Origin of the sequence: Pseudomonas sp. Lz4W, assembly GCF_000346225.2 — a bacterium.
In the GTDB taxonomy this organism is placed as follows: domain Bacteria; phylum Pseudomonadota; class Gammaproteobacteria; order Pseudomonadales; family Pseudomonadaceae; genus Aquipseudomonas; species Aquipseudomonas paraversuta.
In genome coordinates this window covers 4984517-5007783 of the sequence record NZ_CP017432.1, presented here as the reverse complement: position 1 = coordinate 5007783, position 23267 = coordinate 4984517, and the positions used below count along the sequence as shown (strand labels likewise).

General features: G+C 57.0%; 18 protein-coding genes. All 18 read left to right on the top strand.

Going from position 1 to position 23267, the window contains the following annotated elements:
* Positions 1 to 6 precede the first annotated feature (6 nt).
* Positions 7 to 876, top strand: coding sequence for a F0F1 ATP synthase subunit A (gene atpB / locus B195_RS22775; protein ID WP_003437996.1), 870 nt, complete (start codon positions 7 to 9; stop codon positions 874 to 876).
* A gap of 119 nt (positions 877 to 995) precedes the next feature.
* Positions 996 to 1253, top strand: a complete 258-nt coding sequence (atpE, locus tag B195_RS22770; RefSeq protein WP_002555987.1) for a F0F1 ATP synthase subunit C — start codon at positions 996 to 998, stop codon at positions 1251 to 1253.
* Between the two features lie 57 nt (positions 1254 to 1310).
* Positions 1311 to 1781: a F0F1 ATP synthase subunit B gene (locus B195_RS22765; RefSeq protein ID WP_003437998.1), complete on the top strand. Its 471-nt coding sequence runs from the start codon at positions 1311 to 1313 to the stop codon at positions 1779 to 1781.
* A 12-nt stretch (positions 1782 to 1793) separates the two neighbouring features.
* On the top strand, positions 1794 to 2330 hold the full coding sequence (locus tag B195_RS22760; RefSeq protein WP_003437999.1) for a F0F1 ATP synthase subunit delta: 537 nt from the start codon (positions 1794 to 1796) through the stop codon (positions 2328 to 2330).
* A gap of 21 nt (positions 2331 to 2351) precedes the next feature.
* The gene (gene atpA / locus B195_RS22755) at positions 2352 to 3896 is read left to right on the top strand and encodes a F0F1 ATP synthase subunit alpha (protein WP_003438001.1); all 1545 of its coding nucleotides are present in this window, start codon (positions 2352 to 2354) and stop codon (positions 3894 to 3896) included.
* Positions 3897 to 3946: 50 nt separating this feature from the next.
* A complete protein-coding gene (gene atpG / locus B195_RS22750) occupies positions 3947 to 4807 on the top strand; it encodes a F0F1 ATP synthase subunit gamma (protein WP_003438003.1) in 861 nt (286 codons plus the stop codon).
* A 27-nt stretch (positions 4808 to 4834) separates the two neighbouring features.
* On the top strand, positions 4835 to 6214 hold the full coding sequence (gene atpD / locus B195_RS22745; protein ID WP_003438005.1) for a F0F1 ATP synthase subunit beta: 1380 nt from the start codon (positions 4835 to 4837) through the stop codon (positions 6212 to 6214).
* 56 nt (positions 6215 to 6270) lie between these two features.
* Positions 6271 to 6690, top strand: coding sequence for a F0F1 ATP synthase subunit epsilon (locus tag B195_RS22740; protein ID WP_003438007.1), 420 nt, complete (start codon positions 6271 to 6273; stop codon positions 6688 to 6690).
* A 114-nt stretch (positions 6691 to 6804) separates the two neighbouring features.
* The gene (glmU, locus tag B195_RS22735; protein ID WP_003438009.1) at positions 6805 to 8172 is read left to right on the top strand and encodes a bifunctional UDP-N-acetylglucosamine diphosphorylase/glucosamine-1-phosphate N-acetyltransferase GlmU; all 1368 of its coding nucleotides are present in this window, start codon (positions 6805 to 6807) and stop codon (positions 8170 to 8172) included.
* A 267-nt stretch (positions 8173 to 8439) separates the two neighbouring features.
* Positions 8440 to 9207, top strand: a complete 768-nt coding sequence (locus tag B195_RS22730; RefSeq protein ID WP_003438010.1) for a DeoR/GlpR family DNA-binding transcription regulator — start codon at positions 8440 to 8442, stop codon at positions 9205 to 9207.
* 9 nt (positions 9208 to 9216) lie between these two features.
* Entirely contained in the window at positions 9217 to 11052 is a 1836-nt protein-coding gene (gene glmS, locus B195_RS22725) for a glutamine--fructose-6-phosphate transaminase (isomerizing) (RefSeq protein ID WP_003438011.1), read from the top strand.
* A 1726-nt stretch (positions 11053 to 12778) separates the two neighbouring features.
* A complete protein-coding gene (locus tag B195_RS22905; protein WP_191985164.1) occupies positions 12779 to 14944 on the top strand; it encodes an Ig-like domain-containing protein in 2166 nt (721 codons plus the stop codon).
* Complete coding sequence (locus B195_RS23030; RefSeq protein WP_202820841.1) at positions 14914 to 15402, top strand: hypothetical protein; 489 nt, start codon at positions 14914 to 14916, stop codon at positions 15400 to 15402. Before B195_RS22905 ends, B195_RS23030 begins: the two co-directional genes overlap by 31 nt.
* 140 nt (positions 15403 to 15542) lie before the next feature.
* The gene (locus tag B195_RS22715; RefSeq protein ID WP_202820840.1) at positions 15543 to 16634 is read left to right on the top strand and encodes a hypothetical protein; all 1092 of its coding nucleotides are present in this window, start codon (positions 15543 to 15545) and stop codon (positions 16632 to 16634) included.
* The gene (locus B195_RS22955) at positions 16634 to 17350 is read left to right on the top strand and encodes a hypothetical protein (RefSeq protein WP_158525129.1); all 717 of its coding nucleotides are present in this window, start codon (positions 16634 to 16636) and stop codon (positions 17348 to 17350) included. The genes B195_RS22715 and B195_RS22955 overlap by 1 nt, the downstream gene beginning before the upstream one ends.
* A gap of 38 nt (positions 17351 to 17388) precedes the next feature.
* Positions 17389 to 19350: a BapA/Bap/LapF family large adhesin gene (locus B195_RS22705; RefSeq protein ID WP_083912775.1), complete on the top strand. Its 1962-nt coding sequence runs from the start codon at positions 17389 to 17391 to the stop codon at positions 19348 to 19350.
* A 247-nt stretch (positions 19351 to 19597) separates the two neighbouring features.
* On the top strand, positions 19598 to 21016 hold the full coding sequence (locus B195_RS22700; RefSeq protein WP_003438027.1) for a TolC family outer membrane protein: 1419 nt from the start codon (positions 19598 to 19600) through the stop codon (positions 21014 to 21016).
* Positions 21013 to 23196, top strand: a complete 2184-nt coding sequence (locus tag B195_RS22695; RefSeq protein ID WP_003438029.1) for a type I secretion system permease/ATPase — start codon at positions 21013 to 21015, stop codon at positions 23194 to 23196. The genes B195_RS22700 and B195_RS22695 overlap by 4 nt, the downstream gene beginning before the upstream one ends.
* Positions 23197 to 23267: the final 71 nt, after the last annotated feature.

Below are 23267 nucleotides of genomic sequence, written 5' to 3'. Positions count from 1 at the left end.
GCAACCATGGCAGAAACAACCGCTTCGGGCTATATCCAGCACCACTTACAGAACCTGACCTTCGGGCAGCTACCTGATGGTGGCTGGGGCTTTGCTCACACCGTTGCAGAAGCTAAATCAATGGGCTTTTGGGCGTTCCATGTCGATACTCTCGGCTGGTCGCTGTTTGTCGGTCTGATTTTCATCCTCGTATTCCGCATGGCGGCCAAGAAGGCAACTTCCGGTCAACCAGGCGCACTGCAAAACTTCGTAGAGGTTTTGATTGAATTCGTTGATGGCAGTGTGAAAGACAGCTTCCATGGTCGCAGTGCCGTCATTGCACCACTGGCGCTGACCATTTTCGTCTGGGTATTCCTGATGAATGCCATCGACCTGGTACCGGTTGACTGGATTCCTCAGTTGGCGATGCTGATCACTGGCGACCCGCACATCCCTTTCCGTGCCGTACCGACGACAGATCCAAACGCGACCATGGGCATGGCCCTGTCGGTGTTTGCACTGATCATCTTCTACAGCATCAAAATCAAAGGCATCGGCGGTTTCATCGGTGAACTGACCCTGCACCCGTTTGGCAGCAAGAATATCTTTATTCAGGCGCTGCTGATTCCGGTGAACTTCCTGCTCGAATTCGTGACGCTGATTGCCAAGCCAATCTCGCTGGCTCTGCGTCTGTTCGGCAATATGTATGCTGGCGAACTGGTATTTATCCTGATCGCCGTAATGTTCGGCAGCGGCCTGCTTTGGCTTAGCGGTCTGGGCGTGGTGCTGCAATGGGCGTGGGCTGTATTCCACATCCTGATCATCACCTTGCAAGCGTTCATCTTCATGATGTTGACCATCGTCTACTTGTCGATGGCACACGAAGATAACCACTAAGACCCGTCTCGGCGAGTCTGGCGCCCCCTGCTCCGGCATGGGGGTGTCGCAAAATGATTTTGTTTTACCGCTTTAATCTAAAAAACCTAAACCATACGACGTAAAAGTCGGGAGGAAAGATGGAAACTGTAGTTGGTCTAACCGCTATCGCTGTTGCACTGTTGATCGGCCTGGGCGCACTGGGTACCGCAATTGGTTTCGGCCTGTTGGGCGGCAAGTTCCTGGAAGGCGCAGCGCGTCAGCCAGAAATGGTTCCAATGCTGCAAGTTAAAATGTTCATCGTTGCCGGTCTGCTCGACGCCGTAACCATGATTGGTGTTGGTATTGCACTGTTCTTCACCTTCGCGAACCCCTTCGTTGGTCAACTCGCTGGCTAATCACTCGAATTTTCGAGTTGATTAGAGTGATGGACAACGAACGAGCGAGGTGTTGGCGTGAACATTAATGCAACCCTGATTGGCCAGTCCGTTGCGTTCTTCATTTTTGTACTGTTTTGCATGAAGTTCGTGTGGCCTCCGGTCATCGCGGCATTGCAAGAACGTCAGAAGAAGATTGCGGCTGGACTGGACGCTGCTAACCGAGCAGCTCGCGACCTGGAGTTGGCCCAAGATAAAGCGGGTCAACAACTGCGCGAAGCTAAGGCTCAAGCAGCTGAAATCATTGAGCAAGCCAAGAAACGCGGTACTCAGATCGTAGACGAAGCCCGTGAACAGGCTCGCGTTGAAGCTGACCGTGTGAAGGCTCAGGCTCAGGCCGAGATCGAACAGGAAATCAACAGTGTCAAAGACGCGCTGCGCACCCAATTGGGTAGCCTGGCCGTTGAAGGCGCTGAAAAGATCCTGGGTGCCACAATCGATCAAAACGCGCACGCGGAGCTGGTTAATAAACTGGCTGCTGAAATTTAAGCGAGGGCGATCATGGCAGAATTGACCACGTTGGCCCGACCTTACGCTAAGGCAGCCTTCGAGCACGCCCAGGCCCACCAGCAACTGGCCTCTTGGTCAGCCATGCTCGGCCTGGCTGCAGCAGTGTCGCAAGACGACACTATGCAGCGCGTGCTCAAGGCCCCGCGACTGACGAGCGCAGAAAAGGCCGCCACGTTTATTGACGTGTGCGGCGACAAGTTCGATGTAAAAATGCAGAACTTCATCAACGTCGTTGCCGAAAACGACCGTCTCCCGCTATTGCCGGAGATCGCCGCTCTGTTTGACCTGTACAAGGCTGAACAAGAGAAGTCGGTAGACGTAGAAGTGACCAGTGCTTTTACATTGGACCAAGAACAGCAAGACAAACTCGCCAAGGTTCTCAGTGCACGACTCAACCGGGAAGTGCGCCTGCAAGTTGCGGAGGATGCCAGCCTTATAGGTGGTGTCATCATCCGCGCCGGCGACCTGGTTATCGATGGCTCGGTTCGCGGAAAACTCGCAAGCCTTGCCGAAGCATTGAAATCTTGAGTTTGAAGGGGCAGCAGAGCAATGCAGCAACTCAATCCTTCCGAAATAAGTGAAATTATCAAGGGCCGCATCGAAAAACTCGATGTGACCTCCCAAGCCCGTAACGAAGGCACCATCGTCAGCGTATCTGACGGTATTGTGCGGATTCACGGTCTGGCCGACGTAATGTACGGCGAGATGATCGAGTTTCCGGGCAGCGTCTTCGGCATGGCCCTCAACCTGGAGCAAGACTCTGTAGGTGCTGTTGTATTGGGCGCATACACGACTCTGGCTGAAGGCATGAGCGCCAAGTGCACTGGCCGCATCCTGGAAGTTCCGGTTGGTAAGGAACTGCTGGGTCGCGTTGTCGACGCACTGGGTAACCCAGTTGATGGCAAAGGTCCGCTGAACAACACCGAGACTGATGCAGTCGAGAAAGTTGCTCCAGGCGTGATCTGGCGTAAGTCGGTAGACCAGCCTGTACAGACTGGCTACAAGGCTGTCGATGCCATGATCCCTGTCGGCCGTGGCCAGCGTGAGCTGATCATCGGTGACCGTCAGATCGGTAAAACCGCTCTGGCGATCGACGCGATCATCAACCAGAAGAACAGCGGCATTTTCTGTGTATACGTAGCGATCGGTCAGAAGCAATCGACCATCGCCAACGTGGTTCGCAAGCTGGAAGAAAACGGCGCGTTGGCTAACACCATCGTCGTTGCTGCCAGTGCTTCCGAATCCGCAGCGCTGCAGTTCCTGGCACCGTACTCCGGTTGCACCATGGGCGAATACTTCCGCGACCGCGGTGAAGACGCATTGATCGTTTATGACGATCTGTCCAAGCAAGCAGTGGCTTACCGCCAGATTTCCCTGCTGCTGCGCCGTCCACCAGGCCGTGAAGCTTACCCGGGCGACGTGTTCTATCTCCACTCCCGTCTTCTGGAGCGCGCATCCCGCGTATCCGAAGAGTACGTAGAGAAGTTCACCAACGGCGCAGTGACCGGCAAAACCGGTTCCCTGACCGCACTGCCGATCATCGAAACTCAAGCTGGCGACGTTTCCGCGTTCGTTCCGACCAACGTGATTTCCATCACTGACGGTCAGATCTTCCTGGAATCGGCCATGTTCAACTCCGGGATCCGTCCTGCAGTGAACGCCGGTGTTTCGGTATCCCGTGTGGGTGGTGCCGCTCAGACCAAGATCATCAAGAAGCTGTCCGGTGGTATCCGTACCGCTCTGGCTCAGTACCGTGAACTGGCGGCATTCGCCCAGTTCGCATCTGACCTGGACGAAGCGACCCGTAAGCAACTTGAGCATGGTCAGCGCGTTACCGAGCTGATGAAGCAGAAGCAATACGCACCAATGTCGATCGCTGACATGGCGCTGTCGCTGTATGCCGCTGAGCGTGGGTTCCTGACTGACGTCGAAATCACCAAGATCGGTAGCTTTGAACAAGCGCTGATTGCTTACTTCAACCGCGATCACGCCGAGCTTATGGCGAAGATCAACGTTAAAGGTGACTTCAATGACGAAATCGATTCTGGCATCAAAGCCGGCATCGAGAAGTTCAAGGCCACCCAAACCTGGTAAGCCGCAGCGGGAGCCGCAAGGCTCCCGCTTGCTAACCTGATAGGTGTTACATGGCAGGCGCAAAAGAGATTCGCAGTAAGATTGCGAGCATCAAAAGCACGCAAAAGATTACCAGCGCCATGGAAAAAGTGGCGGTCAGCAAAATGCGCAAGGCACAAATGCGCATGGCTGCTAGCCGTCCTTATGCGGAGCGCATCCGCCAGGTTATTGGGCATTTGGCCAACGCCAACCCGGAATACCGCCACCCTTTCATGATCGACCGCGAAGTTAAGCGTGTGGGTTATGTGGTTGTGAGCAGTGACCGTGGCTTGTGCGGTGGTTTGAATACCAACCTGTTCAAGGCTTTGGTCAAGGACATGGCGGTAAACCGTGAAAACGGCGTCGAGATTGATCTGTGCGTGGTCGGCAGCAAAGGTGCGGCTTTTTTCCGTAACTTCGGCGGTAACGTCGTCGCTGCAATCAGCCATCTGGGTGAAGAACCGTCGATCAATGATTTGATCGGCAGCGTTAAGGTGATGCTGGATGCTTACCTGGAAGGCCGTATTGATCGCCTGTCCGTGGTGTCCAACAAGTTTATCAACACCATGACGCAACAGCCTACTGTGGAGCAATTGATTCCACTGGTGGCGACCCCGGATCAAGAACTCAAGCACCACTGGGACTATCTCTACGAACCGGACGCCAAAGAGCTGCTAGACGGCTTGATGGTTCGTTACGTGGAGTCGCAGGTGTACCAGGCGGTGGTCGAGAACAGTGCAGCTGAACAAGCTGCGCGGATGATCGCGATGAAGAACGCCACTGATAACGCCGGTGATTTGATCAGCGATTTGCAGCTGATCTACAACAAGGCGCGTCAGGCTGCGATCACCCAAGAGATCTCGGAAATCGTCGGCGGCGCTGCCGCGGTTTAACGGTTCAAATATTCAGAGGATCCAGCTATGAGTAGCGGACGTATCGTTCAAATCATCGGCGCCGTGATCGACGTGGAATTTCCACGCGAAAACGTACCGAGCATCTACAACGCGCTGAAAGTACAAAGCGCGGCCGGAACCACTCTGGAAGTTCAGCAGCAGCTGGGCGACGGCGTGGTTCGTACCATTGCGATGGGTTCCACCGAGGGCTTGAAGCGCGGTCTGGAAGTCACCGACACTGGCGCAGCCATCTCCGTACCGGTCGGTAAAGCGACTCTGGGCCGGATCATGGACGTTCTGGGCAACCCGATCGACGAAGCTGGTCCGATTGATACCGAAGAGCGCTGGGGCATTCACCGTCCTGCACCGTCCTTCGCTGATCAAGCGGGCGGCAACGACCTTCTGGAAACCGGCATCAAGGTTATCGACCTGATCTGCCCGTTTGCAAAAGGCGGTAAGGTTGGTCTGTTCGGTGGTGCCGGTGTAGGCAAAACCGTAAACATGATGGAACTGATCCGTAACATCGCCATGGAACACAGCGGTTACTCTGTGTTTGCTGGTGTGGGCGAGCGTACCCGTGAGGGTAACGACTTCTACCACGAGATGAAGGACTCCAACGTTCTGGACAAAGTGGCACTGGTTTACGGTCAGATGAACGAGCCGCCGGGTAACCGTCTGCGCGTAGCACTGACCGGCCTGACCATGGCCGAGAAGTTCCGTGACGAAGGTAACGACGTACTGTTGTTCGTTGACAACATCTACCGTTACACCCTGGCCGGTACTGAAGTATCCGCACTGCTGGGCCGTATGCCTTCCGCAGTAGGTTACCAGCCGACCCTGGCTGAAGAGATGGGTACTCTGCAAGAGCGCATCACTTCGACCAAGAACGGTTCGATCACTTCGATCCAAGCGGTATACGTACCTGCGGATGACTTGACTGACCCGTCGCCGGCGACCACCTTCGCCCACTTGGACGCCACTGTCGTACTGTCCCGTGACATCGCATCCCTGGGTATCTACCCGGCGGTGGATCCACTGGATTCGACTTCGCGCCAGCTGGACCCGATGGTAATCGGCCAGGAACACTACGACACCGCTCGCGGCGTTCAGTACGTGTTGCAGCGTTACAAAGAACTGAAGGACATCATTGCGATCCTGGGTATGGACGAGCTGTCGGAAGTCGACAAGCAGTTGGTATCCCGCGCTCGTAAGATCCAGCGTTTCTTGTCTCAGCCGTTCTTCGTGGCAGAAGTCTTCACTGGCGCTTCGGGTAAATACGTTTCCCTGAAAGACACCATTGCTGGCTTCAAAGGCATCCTCAACGGTGACTACGACCACCTGCCAGAACAAGCGTTCTACATGGTCGGCGGCATCGAAGAAGCGATCGAGAAAGCCAAGAAACTGTAATTCCGGCGCCCGGTAACGGGCGCTAATCAGGTTGAGGCAATCAGATGGCTAATATGATGACAGTCCATTGCGATATCGTCAGTGCGGAAGGAGAAATCTTTTCCGGTCAGGTCGAGATGGTGATTGCGCACGGCAGCCTGGGTGATCTTGGTATCGCTCTGGGTCACGCTCCGCTGATCACTGAACTCAAGCCAGGTCCGATCCGCCTGATCAAAATGGGTGGAGAAGCCGAGGTGTTTTACATCTCTGGTGGTTACCTCGAGGTTCAGCCGAACATGGTCAAGGTTCTTGCCGACACCGTGCAACGTGCTGCCGACCTGGATGAAGCCTCCGCTCAGGCCGCCGTCAAGGCAGCCGAGAAGGCACTGAACGAGAAAGGCGCAGATTTCGATTACGGATCTGCTGCTGCACGTCTGGCCGAGGCCGCAGCTCAGCTGCGCACCGTCCAGCAAATCCGCAAAAAGTTCGGCGGCTAAGCCTCCTGCTTCATTGTGTGATTGATTAAAAAGGGTAGCCTCGGCTACCCTTTTTCTTTTTCCGCGAATTACTTCTGGTCGCAGCCGCTGACCACCCAGGATTGGTAGCCAGTCATGTCTCTCGATATCGTTATTCTCGCTGCAGGTCAGGGCACCCGCATGCGTTCGGCCCTGCCCAAGGTTCTGCATCCCGTCGCCGGAAACTCCATGCTCGGGCATGTTATCCACAGCGCCCGGCAACTCAAACCGAGAGGCATCCACGTGGTCATCGGGCACGGGGCCGAATTGGTCCGTGAACGCCTGGCGGCCGATGATCTGAACTTTGTATTGCAAGACAAGCAGCTGGGCACAGGGCATGCCGTCGCCCAGGCGCTGCCATTTCTGACCGCGCAGAACGTACTGATTCTGTACGGCGATGTACCCCTGATCGAGGTGCCGACCCTGGAGCGCCTGCTGAAACAGGTAGGCCCGGAGCAGCTGGGTTTGTTGACCGTTAACCTGGCGGACCCGACCGGCTATGGCCGCATCGTGCGTGACGCCGAAGGCAAGGTCTGCGCCATTGTCGAGCACAAGGACGCCACCGAGGCTGAACGTGCGATCACTGAAGGCAATACTGGCATTCTGGCATTGCCCACTGGACGTCTGGCTGACTGGATGAGCCGGCTGTCGAATAACAATGCACAGGGCGAGTACTACCTGACCGATGTGATCGCGATGGCAGTTGCTGATGGTCTGGTGGTGGCCACTGAGCATGCCCACGACCCGATGGAAGTGCAGGGCGCCAACGACCGTAAACAACTCGCGGAGTTGGAGCGTCATTACCAGCTACGTGAAGCCCGTCGCCTGATGGCCCTGGGTGTGACCCTGCGTGATCCGGCGCGCTTCGATGTGCGCGGTGAAGTCACGGTCGGGCGCGATGTCATGATTGATATCAACGTGATTCTCGAAGGCCGTGTGGTCATCGAAGATGACGTGGTGATTGGTCCCAACTGTGTGATCAAAGACAGCACCCTGCGTAAAGGGGTGGTGGTCAAGGCCAACAGCCATATCGACGGTGCCGTGATGGGCGAGGGCAGCGATGCCGGTCCTTTTGCCCGTTTGCGTCCGGGTAGCGTGCTCGATGCCCGCGCCCATGTGGGTAACTTTGTAGAGTTGAAAAACGCCCACCTCGGCGAAGATGCCAAGTGCGGTCACCTGACTTACCTGGGCGATGCCGAAGTTGGGGCGCGTACCAACATCGGCGCGGGCACCATCACCTGCAATTACGATGGCGCCAACAAATGGAAGACCGTGTTGGGAGCCGACGTATTTATTGGTTCGAACAACTCGTTGGTGGCACCTGTGGATATCTCCAGCGGAGCCACCACGGCAGCCGGATCGACCATTAATCAGGACGTAGCTGTCGAACAGCTGGCCGTTGGTCGGGCACGGCAACGCAATATCGATGGCTGGAAGCGCCCGGTAAAGCTGCCAAAGCCTTGATTTGAAGTTATCCACAAGCAAAAACAGTGTTTTTGTGGGTAAAACAGGTTGTCGTATAACTGTTTAAAATCAGCAAGTTAGCAAAAGCCTTATCCACTGCCTGTGGATAAGGCTTTGTTTTATCCGCGTCTATATCAGCCAATCGCCCCGCCCTGCGCCAGCTCAGCGAGTTATTCACTGCTAAAAAGCGACAAAAAATTGTTGACGCTGATTACGGGATCGGGTCTCATTGCTTTCGTTATCTTTCGAAACGAAACTTAGGCTCTCATGTCGAAACGCAATACGCCTCAACGTCGCCACAACATCCTGGCTTTGCTTGCGCAGCAAGGTGAAGTCAGTGTGGATGAGCTGGCCAAGCGCTTCGAAACTTCCGAAGTGACGATCCGCAAGGATTTGGCCGCACTCGAAAGTAACGGTCTGCTGCTGCGTCGTTACGGTGGTGCCATCACCATGCCGCAAGAGTTGGTGAGTGATCCCGCCCAGCCCGTTTCTCTTTATAAGCAAGCCATTGCCCGTGCGGCGGTTGGCCTGATTCGGGAACATGCGCGCATCATCATCGACAGCGGCACCACCACCGCTTCGATGATTCCACAATTGGGCCAGCAACCTGGTCTTGTGGTAATGACCAATTCGTTGCATGTCGCCAGGGCCCTGAGCGAACTCGAACATGAACCCGTGCTGTTGATGACCGGCGGTACCTGGGACCCTCATTCCGAGTCCTTCCAGGGCCAGGTGGCTGAGCAGGTGCTGCGTTCATACGATTTCGATCAATTATTTATCGGCGCTGATGGCATCGATCTGTTGCGTGGTACCACAACTTTTAACGAATTGTTGGGCCTGAGCCGGGTCATGGCCGAGGTCGCGCGTGAAGTGATTGTGATGGTCGAGTCCGACAAAATTGGTCGCAAGATACCCAACCTGGAACTGCCCTGGAGCAGCGTCCATACCCTTATTACAGATGATCGCTTGTCCATGGAGGCACGCGAACAGATTCAGGCCCGGGGCATAACACTGTTATGCGCCGCCCTAAGCTAGGAGAATATTATGTGTGGAATCGTTGGCGCAGTCGCTGAACGCAATATCACGGCCATTCTGCTTGAAGGCCTGAAACGTCTTGAATACCGGGGCTACGATAGCGCCGGTGTAGCAGTGTTTACCCACAACGGTACGCTGGAACGCATGCGCCGCAATGGCAAAGTGGCCGAGCTGGAACAAGCTCTGGCCGGTGAGCCGCTGATGGGGCGCCTGGGCATTGCCCACACCCGTTGGGCGACCCATGGTGCACCCAGCGAGCGTAATGCTCACCCGCATTTTTCGGGTTCCGACCTGGCTGTCGTGCACAACGGCATCATTGAAAACTATGAAGCCCTGCGCGAACAGCTCAAAGGCTTGGGTTATGTGTTCACGTCGGACACCGATACTGAAGTGATCGCACACCTGCTCAATCACAAACTCAAAGATCAAAGCGACCTGACCGAAGCCTTGAAAGCCACGGTTAAAGAGCTGCACGGTGCATACGGCCTGGCCGTCATCAGTGCCAAACAGCCGGATCGTCTGGTTGCTGCACGCAGTGGCAGCCCGCTGGTGATTGGCCTGGGCCTGGGTGAAAACTTCCTGGCTTCCGATCAATTGGCATTGCGCCAGGTCACTGACCGCTTCATGTACCTGGAAGAAGGCGATATCGCTGAAATCCGCCGTGACAGCGTGCAAATCTGGGACGTGAACGGTAAAAGCGTGCAGCGTGAAACCGTGCAGTACCGTGATGGTGCTGAAGCTGCGGACAAAGGCGAATACCGTCACTACATGCTCAAGGAAATTCACGAGCAACCAGCGGTGGTGCAACGCACCCTGGAAAACCGCCTGGGCCAGGACCACGTACTGGTTCAGGCATTCGGTCCACAGGCTGCTGAATTGTTCGCCAAAGTGCGCAATGTTCAGATCGTTGCCTGTGGTACCAGCTATCACGCGGGGATGGTTGCCCGATACTGGCTCGAAAGTCTGGCCGGAATTCCGTGCCAGGTTGAAGTGGCCAGCGAGTTCCGTTATCGCAAGGTCGTGGTCCAGCCTGACACCCTGTTTGTTTCGATCTCGCAATCGGGCGAAACCGCAGACACCCTGGCTGCACTGCGTAACGCCAAAGAACTGGGTTTCCTCGCCAGCCTGGCGATTTGTAACGTTGGTATCAGCTCACTGGTACGTGAGTCTGACCTGACCCTGCTGACCCAGGCGGGTCGCGAAATTGGTGTGGCGTCGACCAAAGCCTTCACCACCCAGCTGGTTGGCTTACTGTTGCTGACCCTGTCTTTGGGGCAGGTGCGTGGCACTCTTGAAGCCGGTGTCGAAGCGCAACTGGTTGAAGAACTGCGCCGCCTGCCTGCGCGTTTGGGTGAAGCACTGGCGATGGATGCCACGATTGAGAAAGTCGCCGAACTGTTTGCCGACAAGCACCACACCTTGTTCCTGGGGCGTGGCGCGCAGTTCCCGGTAGCGATGGAAGGTGCTCTCAAGCTGAAAGAAATTTCCTATATCCACGCCGAAGCTTACCCGGCAGGCGAGTTGAAGCATGGTCCGCTGGCACTGGTGGATAACGACATGCCGGTGGTCACCGTGGCGCCGAACAACGAACTGCTGGAAAAACTGAAGTCCAACCTGCAGGAAGTTCGTGCCCGTGGCGGTGAACTGATTGTGTTCGCTGACGAGCAAGCAGGTATGACCAATGGCGAAGGCACCCATGTGATCAACATGCCGCACATCCATGATGTACTGGCGCCGATCCTCTACACCATCCCGCTGCAACTGCTGTCTTACTACGTTGCCGTGCTCAAAGGCACCGATGTGGATCAGCCACGCAACCTGGCCAAATCGGTCACCGTGGAATAAGCAGTTAGCGTTGAGCGTAATTGGATTTAGAGAACTTAATCTGTTGCAGGAGCCGGCCAGGTCTTTCCTACTGCCTCCTGCCTTGAGCAACTCTACAATCTGCATCACGCACGCAAAGCGAGGTCCCGTCCTTGGGGGCCTCGCGGCTGATGGCCGAACACTGAGCAATAGGTGCAGTTATAGCTGCAAAGCGCCCGCAGCCTCCGGCTGGTCCGGTCCTGAATACGGAGACCCTTTGCCACAGTTTTGATTGTCTAACTGCAAGGCCCTCTAAACCCGTTTGTTAATCTCGGTGGATTTATATTTATCCATTTGCCGTCGTTTTTCGCCACAAATATGACTTTTATATATAAGTCCCACAGGCGTTAAATATAAAGAATCCTGAGGTCTGGAGGTTTCTATAAGTGCTTTATGTGTATAAGTTGTCTATTTGTATTCAAAGTATTCCGGGGGCAGTGTTGTTTAAGTTGCCAGTTGTAATGCTTGCTTGCTCTGAGAATAATATTCCGCAACTGTTCGGTCGCCATATGTCATAGGCGCGTAAAGTTTAATCAACAAATATAGGGTTCATTCAAGGTGAATCTCGTGCCCAAAGCACTGGGCTCCCAGAAAGTCTTGATGGCCTCGTCACTGAAAGCCATCGAGTACCCACAGTCGATATTATATCTGCGTCATTCGGCTTAACTCTTTTGACTTTGACGGCTCTACTTCCTTTCAGCTTCCACTGGCTATTCTGCCCCCCTTGATAGCCCTGCAACAGACCTCGCGCTAAGGCTATCTCGCCACATTGAAACCTGGATAGTCATGCCTCCCCCCACGACAGGTACAGCCCAATGCGGCGCATTTCGCGTCATCTTGCCTGGCGAGGCGGTGCATCGTTTTTCTGCGAGTATCTGCAGTGACAGCGATTTTTTTCATGGGTGGCGGGCAGGCACCTGGTCGCTACAGGGCCTTCTCATCTCTGGCGCTTGTCAGGCTGATACCAGCCGTTGCGCTGAAGATCGTCTGTTAAATCACCGCGGGTGGCGGCGTGTGAGCCACCTGGCGTCTTACCATCTGTCGGATTTTTTAAAAAAATATAACGTCGTGATGTTCGTGAAAAACAGGCGAATCACTCATCCAGCACTCATCAGGAACACCTGTGATTTGACTTGAATATGATTTCATTATAATGAAATTCACATAGGGTTATCAAAGCGTCTAACTTGATTGGCGGTGACATATCACAAGTTGCCATAGGGTATAAGCGACCCTGTTTGGCGATTGAACTTTTCTCTTTGAAGATGATTTTTAGGCGGTTAGTATCCCGTAAGCGAGTCGTTTTGGTGGGGTTAAAAACCCTGCCACTAAGATGACGCATTCAACTCTTGCACCTTTGATAGGCATGCTTGATTTGCTTAGTAAAAGGATGCCCATCCCGGTATTTCCGGGCAAAGGACATGGAGAGCCTACGGTGATCAACCCCCTGCCCAAGCACTGCCTTTCCTGCTCGATACCGACACGGTATCTGGCTGTAAACCCCTTGTGCTACGGCCCTTACTGCCTCTCGCTGCGGGTCATACGCCCGTTGCTAAGTGAGCGCGCGGGCGTGGGCTGAGCCAGGGTTTATTTAAAAACTCACATAACTTTCGCTTGTTCGAATGCTCAGCTTCTCATTCAGAAGCTGCGTAGGCGTTCGGCTCGCTTTTGTTATTGGTTTTGCTTGGTTTAATAAAAAAGGTGTCCGATGAAGAATATAGTCATTGTCGATAAGTCGACGGGGGCGGCGACCGAACAAACGTTCGGGAACATTGCCCTTAAAGAAACCAGTATTGTCAAACTGCCCATAAGTCAGGCATCGATTCAATCGATGCAACAATCGGGTAAAAACTTGGTAGTGACCCTTAAGTCGGGAGAGACGGTCACAATCCAGAATTTCTTTGTGGTAGGTGAGGACGGCGCAGCGAATCAGCTAGTCCTTGAAAATGACGACGGCACACTGCTTCTTGGAAGTTACTCCACTCCCTATTCAGGTTTTACGTTTAGCGAACTCGGATCACTTGAAGATCTGGCCCTTGCTGCACAAGCAGGCGCTGGTGTACCGGACTGGTTAGTCTGGGGTCTGAGCCTGCTGGGTGCTGGCGCGGCAATCGCAGCGCTATCCCACGGTGGTGGCGGTGGTGGTGGCGGCGGTGACGGCGGCAATGGCATTACGTCTGACACGACAGCTCCCAATGCCCCGACCAATCTTAGCGTTGCTGCTGATGGTCTGACTGTCTTCGGTAAAGGTGAAGCGAACACCACCGTGACCGTCAAAGATGCAGCTGGCAATACCATTGGCACTGGCCACGTCGGAGCCGATGGCAACTTTGCGGTTAATCTGGATCACCCTCAAGTCAATGGCGAAACCCTGGACGTGACCCTGACGGATGCCGCGGGCAACGTCTCGGTCCCGACGCAAGTGGACGCGGGAGATACAACAGCGCCGGACGCCCCAACCGAACTTGCCGTATCTGCTGATGGCACCACGGTTTCCGGTAAAGGTGAACCAAACACCACCGTAACCATCAAGGATGCCAACGGCAACACCATAGGCACAGGTCAAGTTGGAGCCGATGGCAACTTTGCGATCCAGCTGGATCATCCTCGAGAAAATGGCGAAACCCTGGGCGTGACCCTGACGGATGCCGCCGGTAACGTTTCGTCCCCATCGCAAGTGATTGCTGGTGATACCACAGCGCCTGATGCACCAACCAACCTTGCCGTCAGTCATGACGGCATCACTGTTTCCGGCAAAGGTGAAGCAAACACAGATGTGACCATCAGAGATGCCGACGGTAACTCCATAGGCACAGGCCACGTTGATAACTTCGGGAACTTTTCGATTGAACTGGCCACCCCGCGAGTCAATGGCGAAACCCTGGGCGTGACCCTGACGGATGCCGCCGGCAATATTTCGAACCCGACCCAAGTTGTTAGTTCTGACTTGAATGAGACGGACGCCGACGCCGACGCCGATGCCGACGCGGATGCGGATGCGGATGCCGACGCGGATGCTGATGCTGATGCCGACGCGGATGCTGATGCTGATGCCGACGCTGATGCCGACGCGGACGCCGATGCCGATGCCGATGCCGACGCGGATGCTGACGCCGATGCCGATGCCGATGCCGATGCCGCCGATGCCGATGCCGATGCCGATGCCGATGCCGATGCTGATGCTGATGCTGATGCCGACGCCGACGCCGACGCCGATGCTGATGCGGATGCTGATGCTGATGCGGATGCCGATGCCGACGCTGATGCTGACGCGGATGCGGATGCGGATGCGGATGCGGATGCCGATGCGGACGCCGACGCTGATGCCGATGCCGATGCCGATGCTGATGCCGATGCCGATGCCGATGCCGATGCTGATGCTGATGCTGATGCCGACGCGGATGCCGATGCCGATGCGGATGCCGACGCGGATGCCGATGCCGACGCTGATGCTGACGCGGATGCGGATGCGGATGCGGATGCGGATGCGGATGCGGATGCCGATGCGGACGCCGACGCTGATGCCGATGCCGATGCCGATGCTGATGCCGATGCCGATGCCGATGCCGATGCCGACGCCGACGCTGATGCGGATGCGGATGCGGATGCGGATGCGGATGCCGATGCTGATGCTGATGCCGATGCCGATGCCGATGCCGATGCTGATGCTGATGCCGATGCCGATGCTGATGCTGACGCTGATGCCGATGCCGATGCCGATGCCGATGCGGACGCTGATGCCGATGCGGATGCGGATGCCGATGCTGATGCCGATGCTGATGCCGATGCCGATGCCGATGCCGATGCGGATGCGGATGCCGACGCCGATGCCGATGGATGCCGATGCCGATGCCGATGCCGATGCCGATGCTGATGCTGATGCTGATGCCGACGCCGACGCCGACGCCGATGCCGACGCCGACGCGGACGCCGACGACGCCGACGCTGCTGATGCTGATGCTGATGCTGATGCTGATGCTGATGCTGATGCTGATGCTGATGCTGATGCCGACGCGGATGCGGATGCCTGCCGATGCCGATGCCGATGCCGATGCCGATGCTGATGCCGACGCCGATGCCGATGCCGATGCCGATGCCGATGCCGATGCTGATGCTGATGCCGATGCCGATGCCGATGCTGATGCCGATGCCGATGCCGATGCCGATGCTGATGCTGATGCTGATGCCGACGCCGACGCCGACGCCGATGCTGATGCGGATGCCGATGCCGACGCCGACGCCGACGCTGATGCTGATGCTGATGCTGATGCTGATGGATGCGGATGCGGATGCCGATGCCGATGCCGATGCCGATGCCGATGCCGATGCTGATGCTGATGCTGATGCGGACGCTGATGCCGATGCCGATGCCGATGCCGACGCCGACGCGGATGCTGACGCCGATGCCGATGATGCCGATGCGGATGCGGATGCCGATGCGGATGCGGATGCCGACGCCGATGCGGATGCCGATGCCGATGCTGATGCGGACGCTGATGCTGATGCTGATGCTGATGCTGATGCCGACGCTGATGCCGATGCCGATGCTGATGCCGATGCCGATGCCGATGCGGATGCTGATGCCGATGCCGATGCCGATGCGGATGGATGCTGATGCCGACGCCGATGCCGATGCCGATGCCGATGCCGATGCCGATGCTGATGCTGATGCTGATGCCACGCCGACGCCGACGCCGATGCCGATGCGGATGCTGATGCTGATGCGGATGCTGATGCTGATGCGGATGCCGATGCCGACGCTGATGCTGACGCGGATGCGGATGCGGATGCGGATGCGGATGCCGATGCGGACGCCGACGCGGATGCCGATGCCGATGCCGATGCTGACGCCGACGCCGACGCCGACGCCGATGCCGATGCCGACGCTGACGCCGATGCTGATGCCGATGCTGATGCCGATGCTGACGCTGATGCCGATGCCGATGCCGATGCCGATGCCGATGCCGATGCTGCCGATGCTGATGCTGATGCCGACGCCGACGCCGACGCCGATGCTGATGCTGATGCTGATGCGGATGCTGATGCGGATGCCGATGCCGATGCCGATGCGGATGCGGATGCCGACGCCGATGCGGATGCCGATGCCGATGCTGATGCGGACGCTGATGCTGATGCTGATGCTGATGCTGATGCGGATGCTGATGCCGATGCCGATGCCGATGCCGATGCGGATGCGGATGCTGATGCTGATGCCGATGCCGATGCCGACGCCGACGCGGATGCCGATGCCGACGCGGATGCCGATGCTGACGCGGATGCGGATGCGGATGCGGATGCGGATGCGGATGCGGACGCTGATGCGGATGCTGATGCGGACGCCGATGCGGATGCGGATGCGGATGCTGATGCCGACGCCGACGCCGACGCCGATGCCGATGCCGATGCCGATGCCGATGCTGATGCTGATGCATGCTGATGCCGACGCCGCCGACGCCGACGCCGATGCCGATGCTGATGCTGATGCGGATGCTGATGCTGATGCTGATGCTGATGCTGATGCGGATGCCGATGCTGACGCCGACGCCGACGCCGACGCCTGCTGATGCCGATGCTGACGCCGACGCCGACGCCGATGCCGACGCCGACGCCGATGCCGACGCCGGATGCCGATGCCGACGCCGATGCCGACGCCGATGCGGATGCGGATGCTGATGCTGATGCTGATGCTGATGCTGATGCGCTGATGCCGATGCCGATGCCGATGCGGATGCGGATGCGGACGCCGATGCGGATGCCGATGCCGATGCTGATGCGGACGCTGATGCTGATGCTGATGCTGATGCTGATGCGGACGCTGATGCCGATGCCGATGCCGATGCCGATGCCGATGCCGATGCGGATGCCGATGCCGATGCTGACGCCGACGCCGATGCGGATGCCGATGCTGATGCTGATGCTGATGCTGACGCCGACGACGCCGACGCCGACGCCGACGCCGACGCCGATGCCGACGCCGATGCCGACGCGGATGCTGACGCCGATGCCGATGCCGATGCCGATGCCGATGCCGATGCTGATGCTGATGCCGACGCCGACGCCGACGCCGACGCCGACGCCGACGCCGATGCTGATGCCGATGCGGATGCCGATGCTGACGCCGACGCCGATGCGGATGCCGATGCGGATGCCGACGCGGACGCGGATGCGGATGCTGATGCCGACGCGGATGCTGACGCCGATGCTGATGCTGATGCTGATGCCGACGCCGACGCCGATGCTGACCTGGACGCCTACGATGATGTGGCCACTGCGGAGCTGACGCTTACACCGGTCACAACTCAGACCAGTCTCGCGAATATGAGCGTTCTTAGGCTGGCGGATATTCTTGGTATCCCGGTTGGCACACCTCCGGCGGTTCAGACTTTCACGGTGGCTAATGACACCGAGGGCACGCTGAACCTGACATTCAAACAGGCCGATGTACTTTCTCTGCTCAACGGTGGAGTTACCGTCAGGCTTGAGGTAAGTGACGGGGCCGGCGGTTGGAAACCAGTCCAGGAAGGTAGCAACGGGGCAGGATTGCTCGATTTGCTAGGGCTGTTAGGTTCCTCTACTACGGCGAAGGTCGAAGGCCTGGCGGCGGGTCAGTACCGTCTCACCATGGACATAAACCCTAGTCTGTTGGCCGTGCTCTCCGGTGCGTCCGCAGTGGTCAGTGTGACCAATGAAAGTCAGGTCGATTTCACAGCCACGGGTGGTGTAGTCGAAGGCAACGTAATCACCGATAACGGAGTCTCCGGTATACCGGACTCTACTGGTACTGGCGCAGATGCGACGGTTAATACGGTCAATGGTGAGGCTGTGAATGCCGATCCTGCTGTAGGAACAGTAGTGACCGGGTTGTACGGTGCGCTGACGATCTTCGCTGACGGCAGTTACACCTACACCTCAAATGGCAACCCTGCGGACATCGGGAAACTGGATGCCTTCGTGTATCAACTGACGACACCGGCGGGCGGCACGGCTACGGCTACGCTGTACGTGCGGACCGACAGTACTGACAGCACGGTGGTCTGGGATCCTGCCAATCCAACGGCCCCGGGTACTGGGGAGTTGCTGGCGACCGATGACATCGACACGGCGCAGGTTGATCTGGTTCTCCAGGTGATTAACAGTCCTTCTACGGCAACCAACTACACAGGGCCCGGGGTGTTGGGCACTGTCACCGAGCATTTCGGGCAGACCGTGACGGTCGAGGCTGGAATGACGGCGGAGCTGTTTGTCAATCGCACTGGATCGTCTGCCACGACCACCATTGTCCTGCAGAAATTCAATGGTACGACCTGGGTTAACGAGCCTGGTCAAAGCACAACCGATGCGACACATACCTTCACCCTGGGTGCAGGTGATTATCGGTTGTCTTCGTCGACGGCCAAGGTAGCGGTGGGGACCGCTGTAAGTGTTGTGCAGACACTGGCCACCCATACGGGCGTGGAGATCACAGGTCCGACAATTGCCGTAACAGGCAATGTTCTGGCAGCTGGTGATCACTCTGTTGCAGACAGCCAAGGTTCTTCGCTGACTGTACTGAGTGTGCTGGTCGACGGGGCCTACGTAGTACCGGGTCAAATCGGTACGGTGGTGCAGGGTGACTTTGGCACGCTGACAATTCAGGGCAACGGAGACTACAGCTACAAACCGACCGAGGGAGGAGCGTCGACAAACATCGGTCAAGTCGACAGCTTCAGTTACCAACTCACCACACCAAGTGGCCAGATGGACACTGCCACTCTGTATATCCGTATTGACTCTCCAGGCAGCGGCCTGGTCTGGGACGATGCTAATCCGGGCAACCCTGGCACTGATTCTCCAGGTTTTGCAGCAGCCTCGGTTGTGGATGATTCGTCACAGGCTAAGCTCACTGAAGTTGCCGACGGTACTGATCCGATTGCCACTCATGACACCGGCTTTGTTGCGGTACATGAAGCAGACGGTTCCGATACCCAGGTTTGGGAGGGTGGCGATGCGTCGATCAACTTGCACTTGCTGATCGGTAACGCCAGCAATGTCGAGAGCATTGACCTGAACGATTTCAGTGCTGTTGATCTGACGGTGAGTCTTGAAGATCTGGTAGCACTGACGTCAACCGGCACGGATAGATTGTTTATCCAGGGTGACGATGAAGACAGCGTTCAGCTGACGGGTAACTGGACAGTGGGCAGTACGCAACTGGAGAACGGGCAGGAGTACGTGGTGTACACCAGCCAGGAAGATGAGACCCATCAACTTTGGGTGCAAAGCGGTATCAACGTGGTTTAACCACGTTGTCGGCGGGGGAGCGTCAGGCCGCAAGGCCTGGCGTTTTCCCTTCATCCTTTCAACTCACAACTGTAACGATCCCGGCGGGGCACTTTGCCCCGCCCGGGCGTTGCATACCGAATTCGAGTAACGCTGTGAATGTCACTGAAGTTCAAACATCTGCATGGCGTGTAAGTGTTTCTCTTTTTGATCACAAGCCAAGTTGGAGTATTACTTGAAACCTAAGGATCGGTTCGGGTTCCTTTATATGGCTTTGTTGGCTATTGCCGTTCAGCCATTGACGATAGAACAGGCCGTAGCGCTGACACGTGACTATGAACCTGAAAGCATCAACATCATCAGCCCAAAAGATGTGGGCAAGAATTTACCGGGCGATTCGTTCGGCGCGAGCCAACCCGCAGCTCCCCGAAATGCAGTCCCCGACAACCTCGATCTACCGCGCGCGGTTCAACTGGCCGTGGCATGGCATCCCGCCATCTCGGAGTCGATCGGTCAGCTTTACCAGCAAAACGACTACGTCACCGTGGCTCGTGCTGGCTACTACCCGCAGATTCGGGCGGGACTCAACTCCGGGTATGACTCGGGGCTGACCGGTAACGGTCAAAGCCAGGCCTTTACCTTGTCGCTGTCGCAGATGCTGTATGACTTCGGCAAGGTGGACAGTGCGGTGAACAGCGCCGAGGCCAAACTCAATGGTCGGCAGGCGTCAGTTTTGTTGGCCATTGACCAGGTGGCGCGCGATACCGCCTTTGCCGTGATCGAGTTGCAGCGTTATCAGGCGTTGCTGGTTATTTCCAAGGCGCAGGTAAAGGGCCTGACAGCCATCGCCGATCTGGCGCAAAAGCGTAGTGATATGGGGGCCAGCACCCGTTCTGACTTGATCCAGGCGCGCTCGCGGGTTGAGGCGGCCGTAGCCACTCAGCTGCAATACACGGCGCTCTATAACCGGTGGCGCAGCACCCTGAGTTCTTTGCTCGGGTCACAAACATCGGTCAGTGTTTCTAACGGTGTACCGCCTTCATTGAGCCAATCCTGCCAGGGGGTCAATGCTGACGAAGTGATGACGCCTTCGCTGTTGATCGCCCAGGCTCAACAGGTGGATGCCTTGGCGCAAATTGCCCTGGCCAAGGCCGAAGGGTTGCCGACCGTTTCGCTGGACCCGTCGGCTACCCAATACCTGGACAGTAACAATGACGATGGCACCCTCGGCGGTCGCGACCGCACGCGCTACGGTATTTATCTCAACGTTGAAATGCCGCTGTATCAGGGGGGAGCCATCAACGCCCGAAAATCGGCTGCCGGACAGGCTCTGCGCACTGCCCAGGCTGCCAATGATGCCGCTCGGCTGGCCGTGCGCCAGGGCCTGCTGGAGGCCAAGGATCAAACGTCGAGCCTCGAACAGCGGCTGACTACCCTGGATTTTCGTGAACGCAGCATTTCTGAAACCCGCGATTTGTATCGCCAGCAATACCTTGAGCTGGGTACGCGGCCGCTACTCGATTTGTTGAATGCCGAGCAGGAAATCCACCAGGCCGCCATGGATCGGGCCAACACCACCGCCGATCTGCACCGCCTGGAAATCGATTGCCTCTATAACAGCAGTGGATTGCGTACGGCGTTCAATCTGGATAGCAGCACGATCCAAGGCGTGGAGATTCAACCATGAATGACGCAGTGAACCTTGAAACCCCGAACGCCACCGAACCCCAGACTCTGGAAGATGTTCGCGCACTCAGTTACGAAGGCTGGCTGGAGGCGATATTACTTGTTGCCCGGCATCATCGCCTGGATTACTCGGCTCAGAATGTGCGTATTGCCACCCAGTGGAGCAAGGACGCAGATGTCGACGAAGTACTGCGTCAGATGGCGCGACAGGCCGGCATGAGCCTGAAGATCGTCGACTTTAGCCAGGATTTGCTGGTGAACAGGCGACTGCCGCTGGTGCTGCAGTTTGACGATGGCCAGATAGGCGTGCTGCAGGCCCTCAACGACGACGATGAACTGGGCATTGTCTACAGTGGCGACCAAGGCCTGCAAAGCCGCATCAGCCGTGCCCAGATACTTGCATCTGCGCGCAAGGCGCTGATTCTGCGGCCCAGCCAGACGGCCAGGGATTCGCGGGTTGATGATTACGAAAAACCCTATGACAAGAGCTGGTTCAAAAACATCGTCTTGCGCGACATGCGTCCCTATGGCCATGTCATGTTGGCTTCCCTGGCGGCGAACGTCCTGGGCCTTGCCGGTGTGCTGTTTTCGATGCAGGTATACGACCGGGTAATTCCGGCCGAATCGATGCCGACCCTCTACGTGCTGTTCGGTGGGGTGATGCTGGCGTTGTTTTTCGATTTTGTGCTGCGGGTCATGCGTGTGCGCATCACCGACCTGTTGGGCAAGCGTGCGGACATACGGGTGTCTGATCTGGTATTCGGGCATGCCATTCGCCTGCGCAACAGCGCCCGGCCGAAATCGACCGGCTCGTTTATTTCGCAGTTGCGCGAGCTGGAGCAGCTACGTGAGCTGATTACCTCCAGCACTGCCAGCGCTTTGGCTGACCTGCCGTTTTTTCTGATGTTTGTGGTGATCTACTGGTTCATTGCCGGACCTTTGGTGGCAGTACCGCTGGGGGCCGTGTTGTTTATGGTGATCCCGGGCCTGCTGGCGCAGAAAAAACTGGCAGTGCTGGCTAACCAGTCCATGCGTGAGAGCGCGCTGCGCAGCGCCATGCTGGTGGAGACCGTGCAAGGCCTGGACGACATCAAGATGCTGCAGGCCGAACCGCGTTTTCAGCAGCAATGGAACCATTACAACGCCACTGCTGCCGAGGCCAGCCTTCGTTCGCGGATGCTCACCAACGGCCTGATGACCTGGACCCAGTGCGTGCAAGGGGGCGTTTTCGCGGTGGTGGTAGTCATCGGTGCACCGATGGTGATGCTGGGGGATATGACCACTGGTAGCCTGGTGGCCTCGTCAATTCTGGCTTCGCGAATGATGGGACCCTTGTCTCAGATCACTCTGGTGATGACGCGCTGGCAACAGGCCAAAGTGGCCTTGCAGGGTTTGCATCGGATCATGAAATTGCCGATCGATCAGGCCGAAGGCAGCAAACGTGTACACCTGCCCGTGGTGCGTGGCGCTTATGAATTCAAACAGGCAGTGTTCAAATATTCCGAAGAGGCACCCATGCCGGCCTTGACGGTCAAGGCATTGAAGATTGCTCCGGGTGAACGGATCGCAGTGCTTGGACGAAACGGTGCCGGCAAGTCAACGCTGCTTCAGGCGCTGGCTGGCATGATCGACCTCAGCGCAGGTTCCCTGACGCTGGATGGTGTGGGACTCAGCCATATCGACCCGGCCGATATACGCCGCGACGTGGGCCTGTTGACCCAGAACTCGAGACTGTTTCACGGCACCTTGCGCGAAAACCTGACGATGGGTGCCCCGCACGCAGGCGACAAGGAAATCCTCGAAGCGCTGGCGCTGACGGGCGCACTGGAGTTTATCGGTAAGTTTGCGTTGGGCATGGACCATATGATTCTGGAGGGGGGGCTTGGCCTGTCCGGTGGCCAGCGCCAGTCGTTGCTGCTGTCGCGACTGATTATTCGCCAGCCGCAGATCGTGCTGCTGGATGAGCCTACTGCTGCACTGGACGATGCCAGCGAGCGCAAGCTGATTCAGAGCCTGGCGCAGTGGGGCGCGCAGCGCACGCTGATTATCGCGACACACCGTATGAATGTACTGAGTCTGGTGGACCGCATCATCGTCGTCGACAACGGCATGGTGGTGATCGATGACACCAAGGACAACGCGATTGCCCAACTTTCAAAACCCAAGAGTCAGCCGCAGTGAGCCAGCTGCCCCATGCAATTGACTGCGCGAAAGGATAGTTCAGATGTCCAATAAAACGAGTGCTTCGGGTT

Excerpts from the sequence above, each read along its gene's own strand:
- atpB (WP_003437996.1), top strand. The coding sequence starts at position 7 with ATGGCAGAAACAACCGCTTCGGGCTATATCCAGCACCACTTACAGAAC.
- atpE (WP_002555987.1), top strand. The coding sequence starts at position 996 with ATGGAAACTGTAGTTGGTCTAACCGCTATCGCTGTTGCACTGTTGATC.
- B195_RS22760 (WP_003437999.1), top strand. The coding sequence starts at position 1,794 with ATGGCAGAATTGACCACGTTGGCCCGACCTTACGCTAAGGCAGCCTTC.
- atpA (WP_003438001.1), top strand. The coding sequence starts at position 2,352 with ATGCAGCAACTCAATCCTTCCGAAATAAGTGAAATTATCAAGGGCCGC.
- atpG (WP_003438003.1), top strand. The coding sequence starts at position 3,947 with ATGGCAGGCGCAAAAGAGATTCGCAGTAAGATTGCGAGCATCAAAAGC.
- atpD (WP_003438005.1), top strand. The coding sequence starts at position 4,835 with ATGAGTAGCGGACGTATCGTTCAAATCATCGGCGCCGTGATCGACGTG.
- B195_RS22740 (WP_003438007.1), top strand. The coding sequence starts at position 6,271 with ATGACAGTCCATTGCGATATCGTCAGTGCGGAAGGAGAAATCTTTTCC.
- glmU (WP_003438009.1), top strand. The coding sequence starts at position 6,805 with ATGTCTCTCGATATCGTTATTCTCGCTGCAGGTCAGGGCACCCGCATG.
- B195_RS22730 (WP_003438010.1), top strand. The coding sequence starts at position 8,440 with ATGTCGAAACGCAATACGCCTCAACGTCGCCACAACATCCTGGCTTTG.
- glmS (WP_003438011.1), top strand. The coding sequence starts at position 9,217 with ATGTGTGGAATCGTTGGCGCAGTCGCTGAACGCAATATCACGGCCATT.
- B195_RS22905 (WP_191985164.1), top strand. The coding sequence starts at position 12,779 with ATGAAGAATATAGTCATTGTCGATAAGTCGACGGGGGCGGCGACCGAA.
- B195_RS23030 (WP_202820841.1), top strand. The coding sequence starts at position 14,914 with ATGCCGATGCCGATGCCGATGCCGATGCTGATGCTGATGCTGATGCCG.
- B195_RS22715 (WP_202820840.1), top strand. The coding sequence starts at position 15,543 with ATGCCGATGCTGATGCGGACGCTGATGCTGATGCTGATGCTGATGCTG.
- B195_RS22955 (WP_158525129.1), top strand. The coding sequence starts at position 16,634 with ATGCCGATGCTGACGCCGACGCCGACGCCGATGCCGACGCCGACGCCG.
- B195_RS22705 (WP_083912775.1), top strand. The coding sequence starts at position 17,389 with ATGAGCGTTCTTAGGCTGGCGGATATTCTTGGTATCCCGGTTGGCACA.
- B195_RS22700 (WP_003438027.1), top strand. The coding sequence starts at position 19,598 with ATGGCTTTGTTGGCTATTGCCGTTCAGCCATTGACGATAGAACAGGCC.
- B195_RS22695 (WP_003438029.1), top strand. The coding sequence starts at position 21,013 with ATGAATGACGCAGTGAACCTTGAAACCCCGAACGCCACCGAACCCCAG.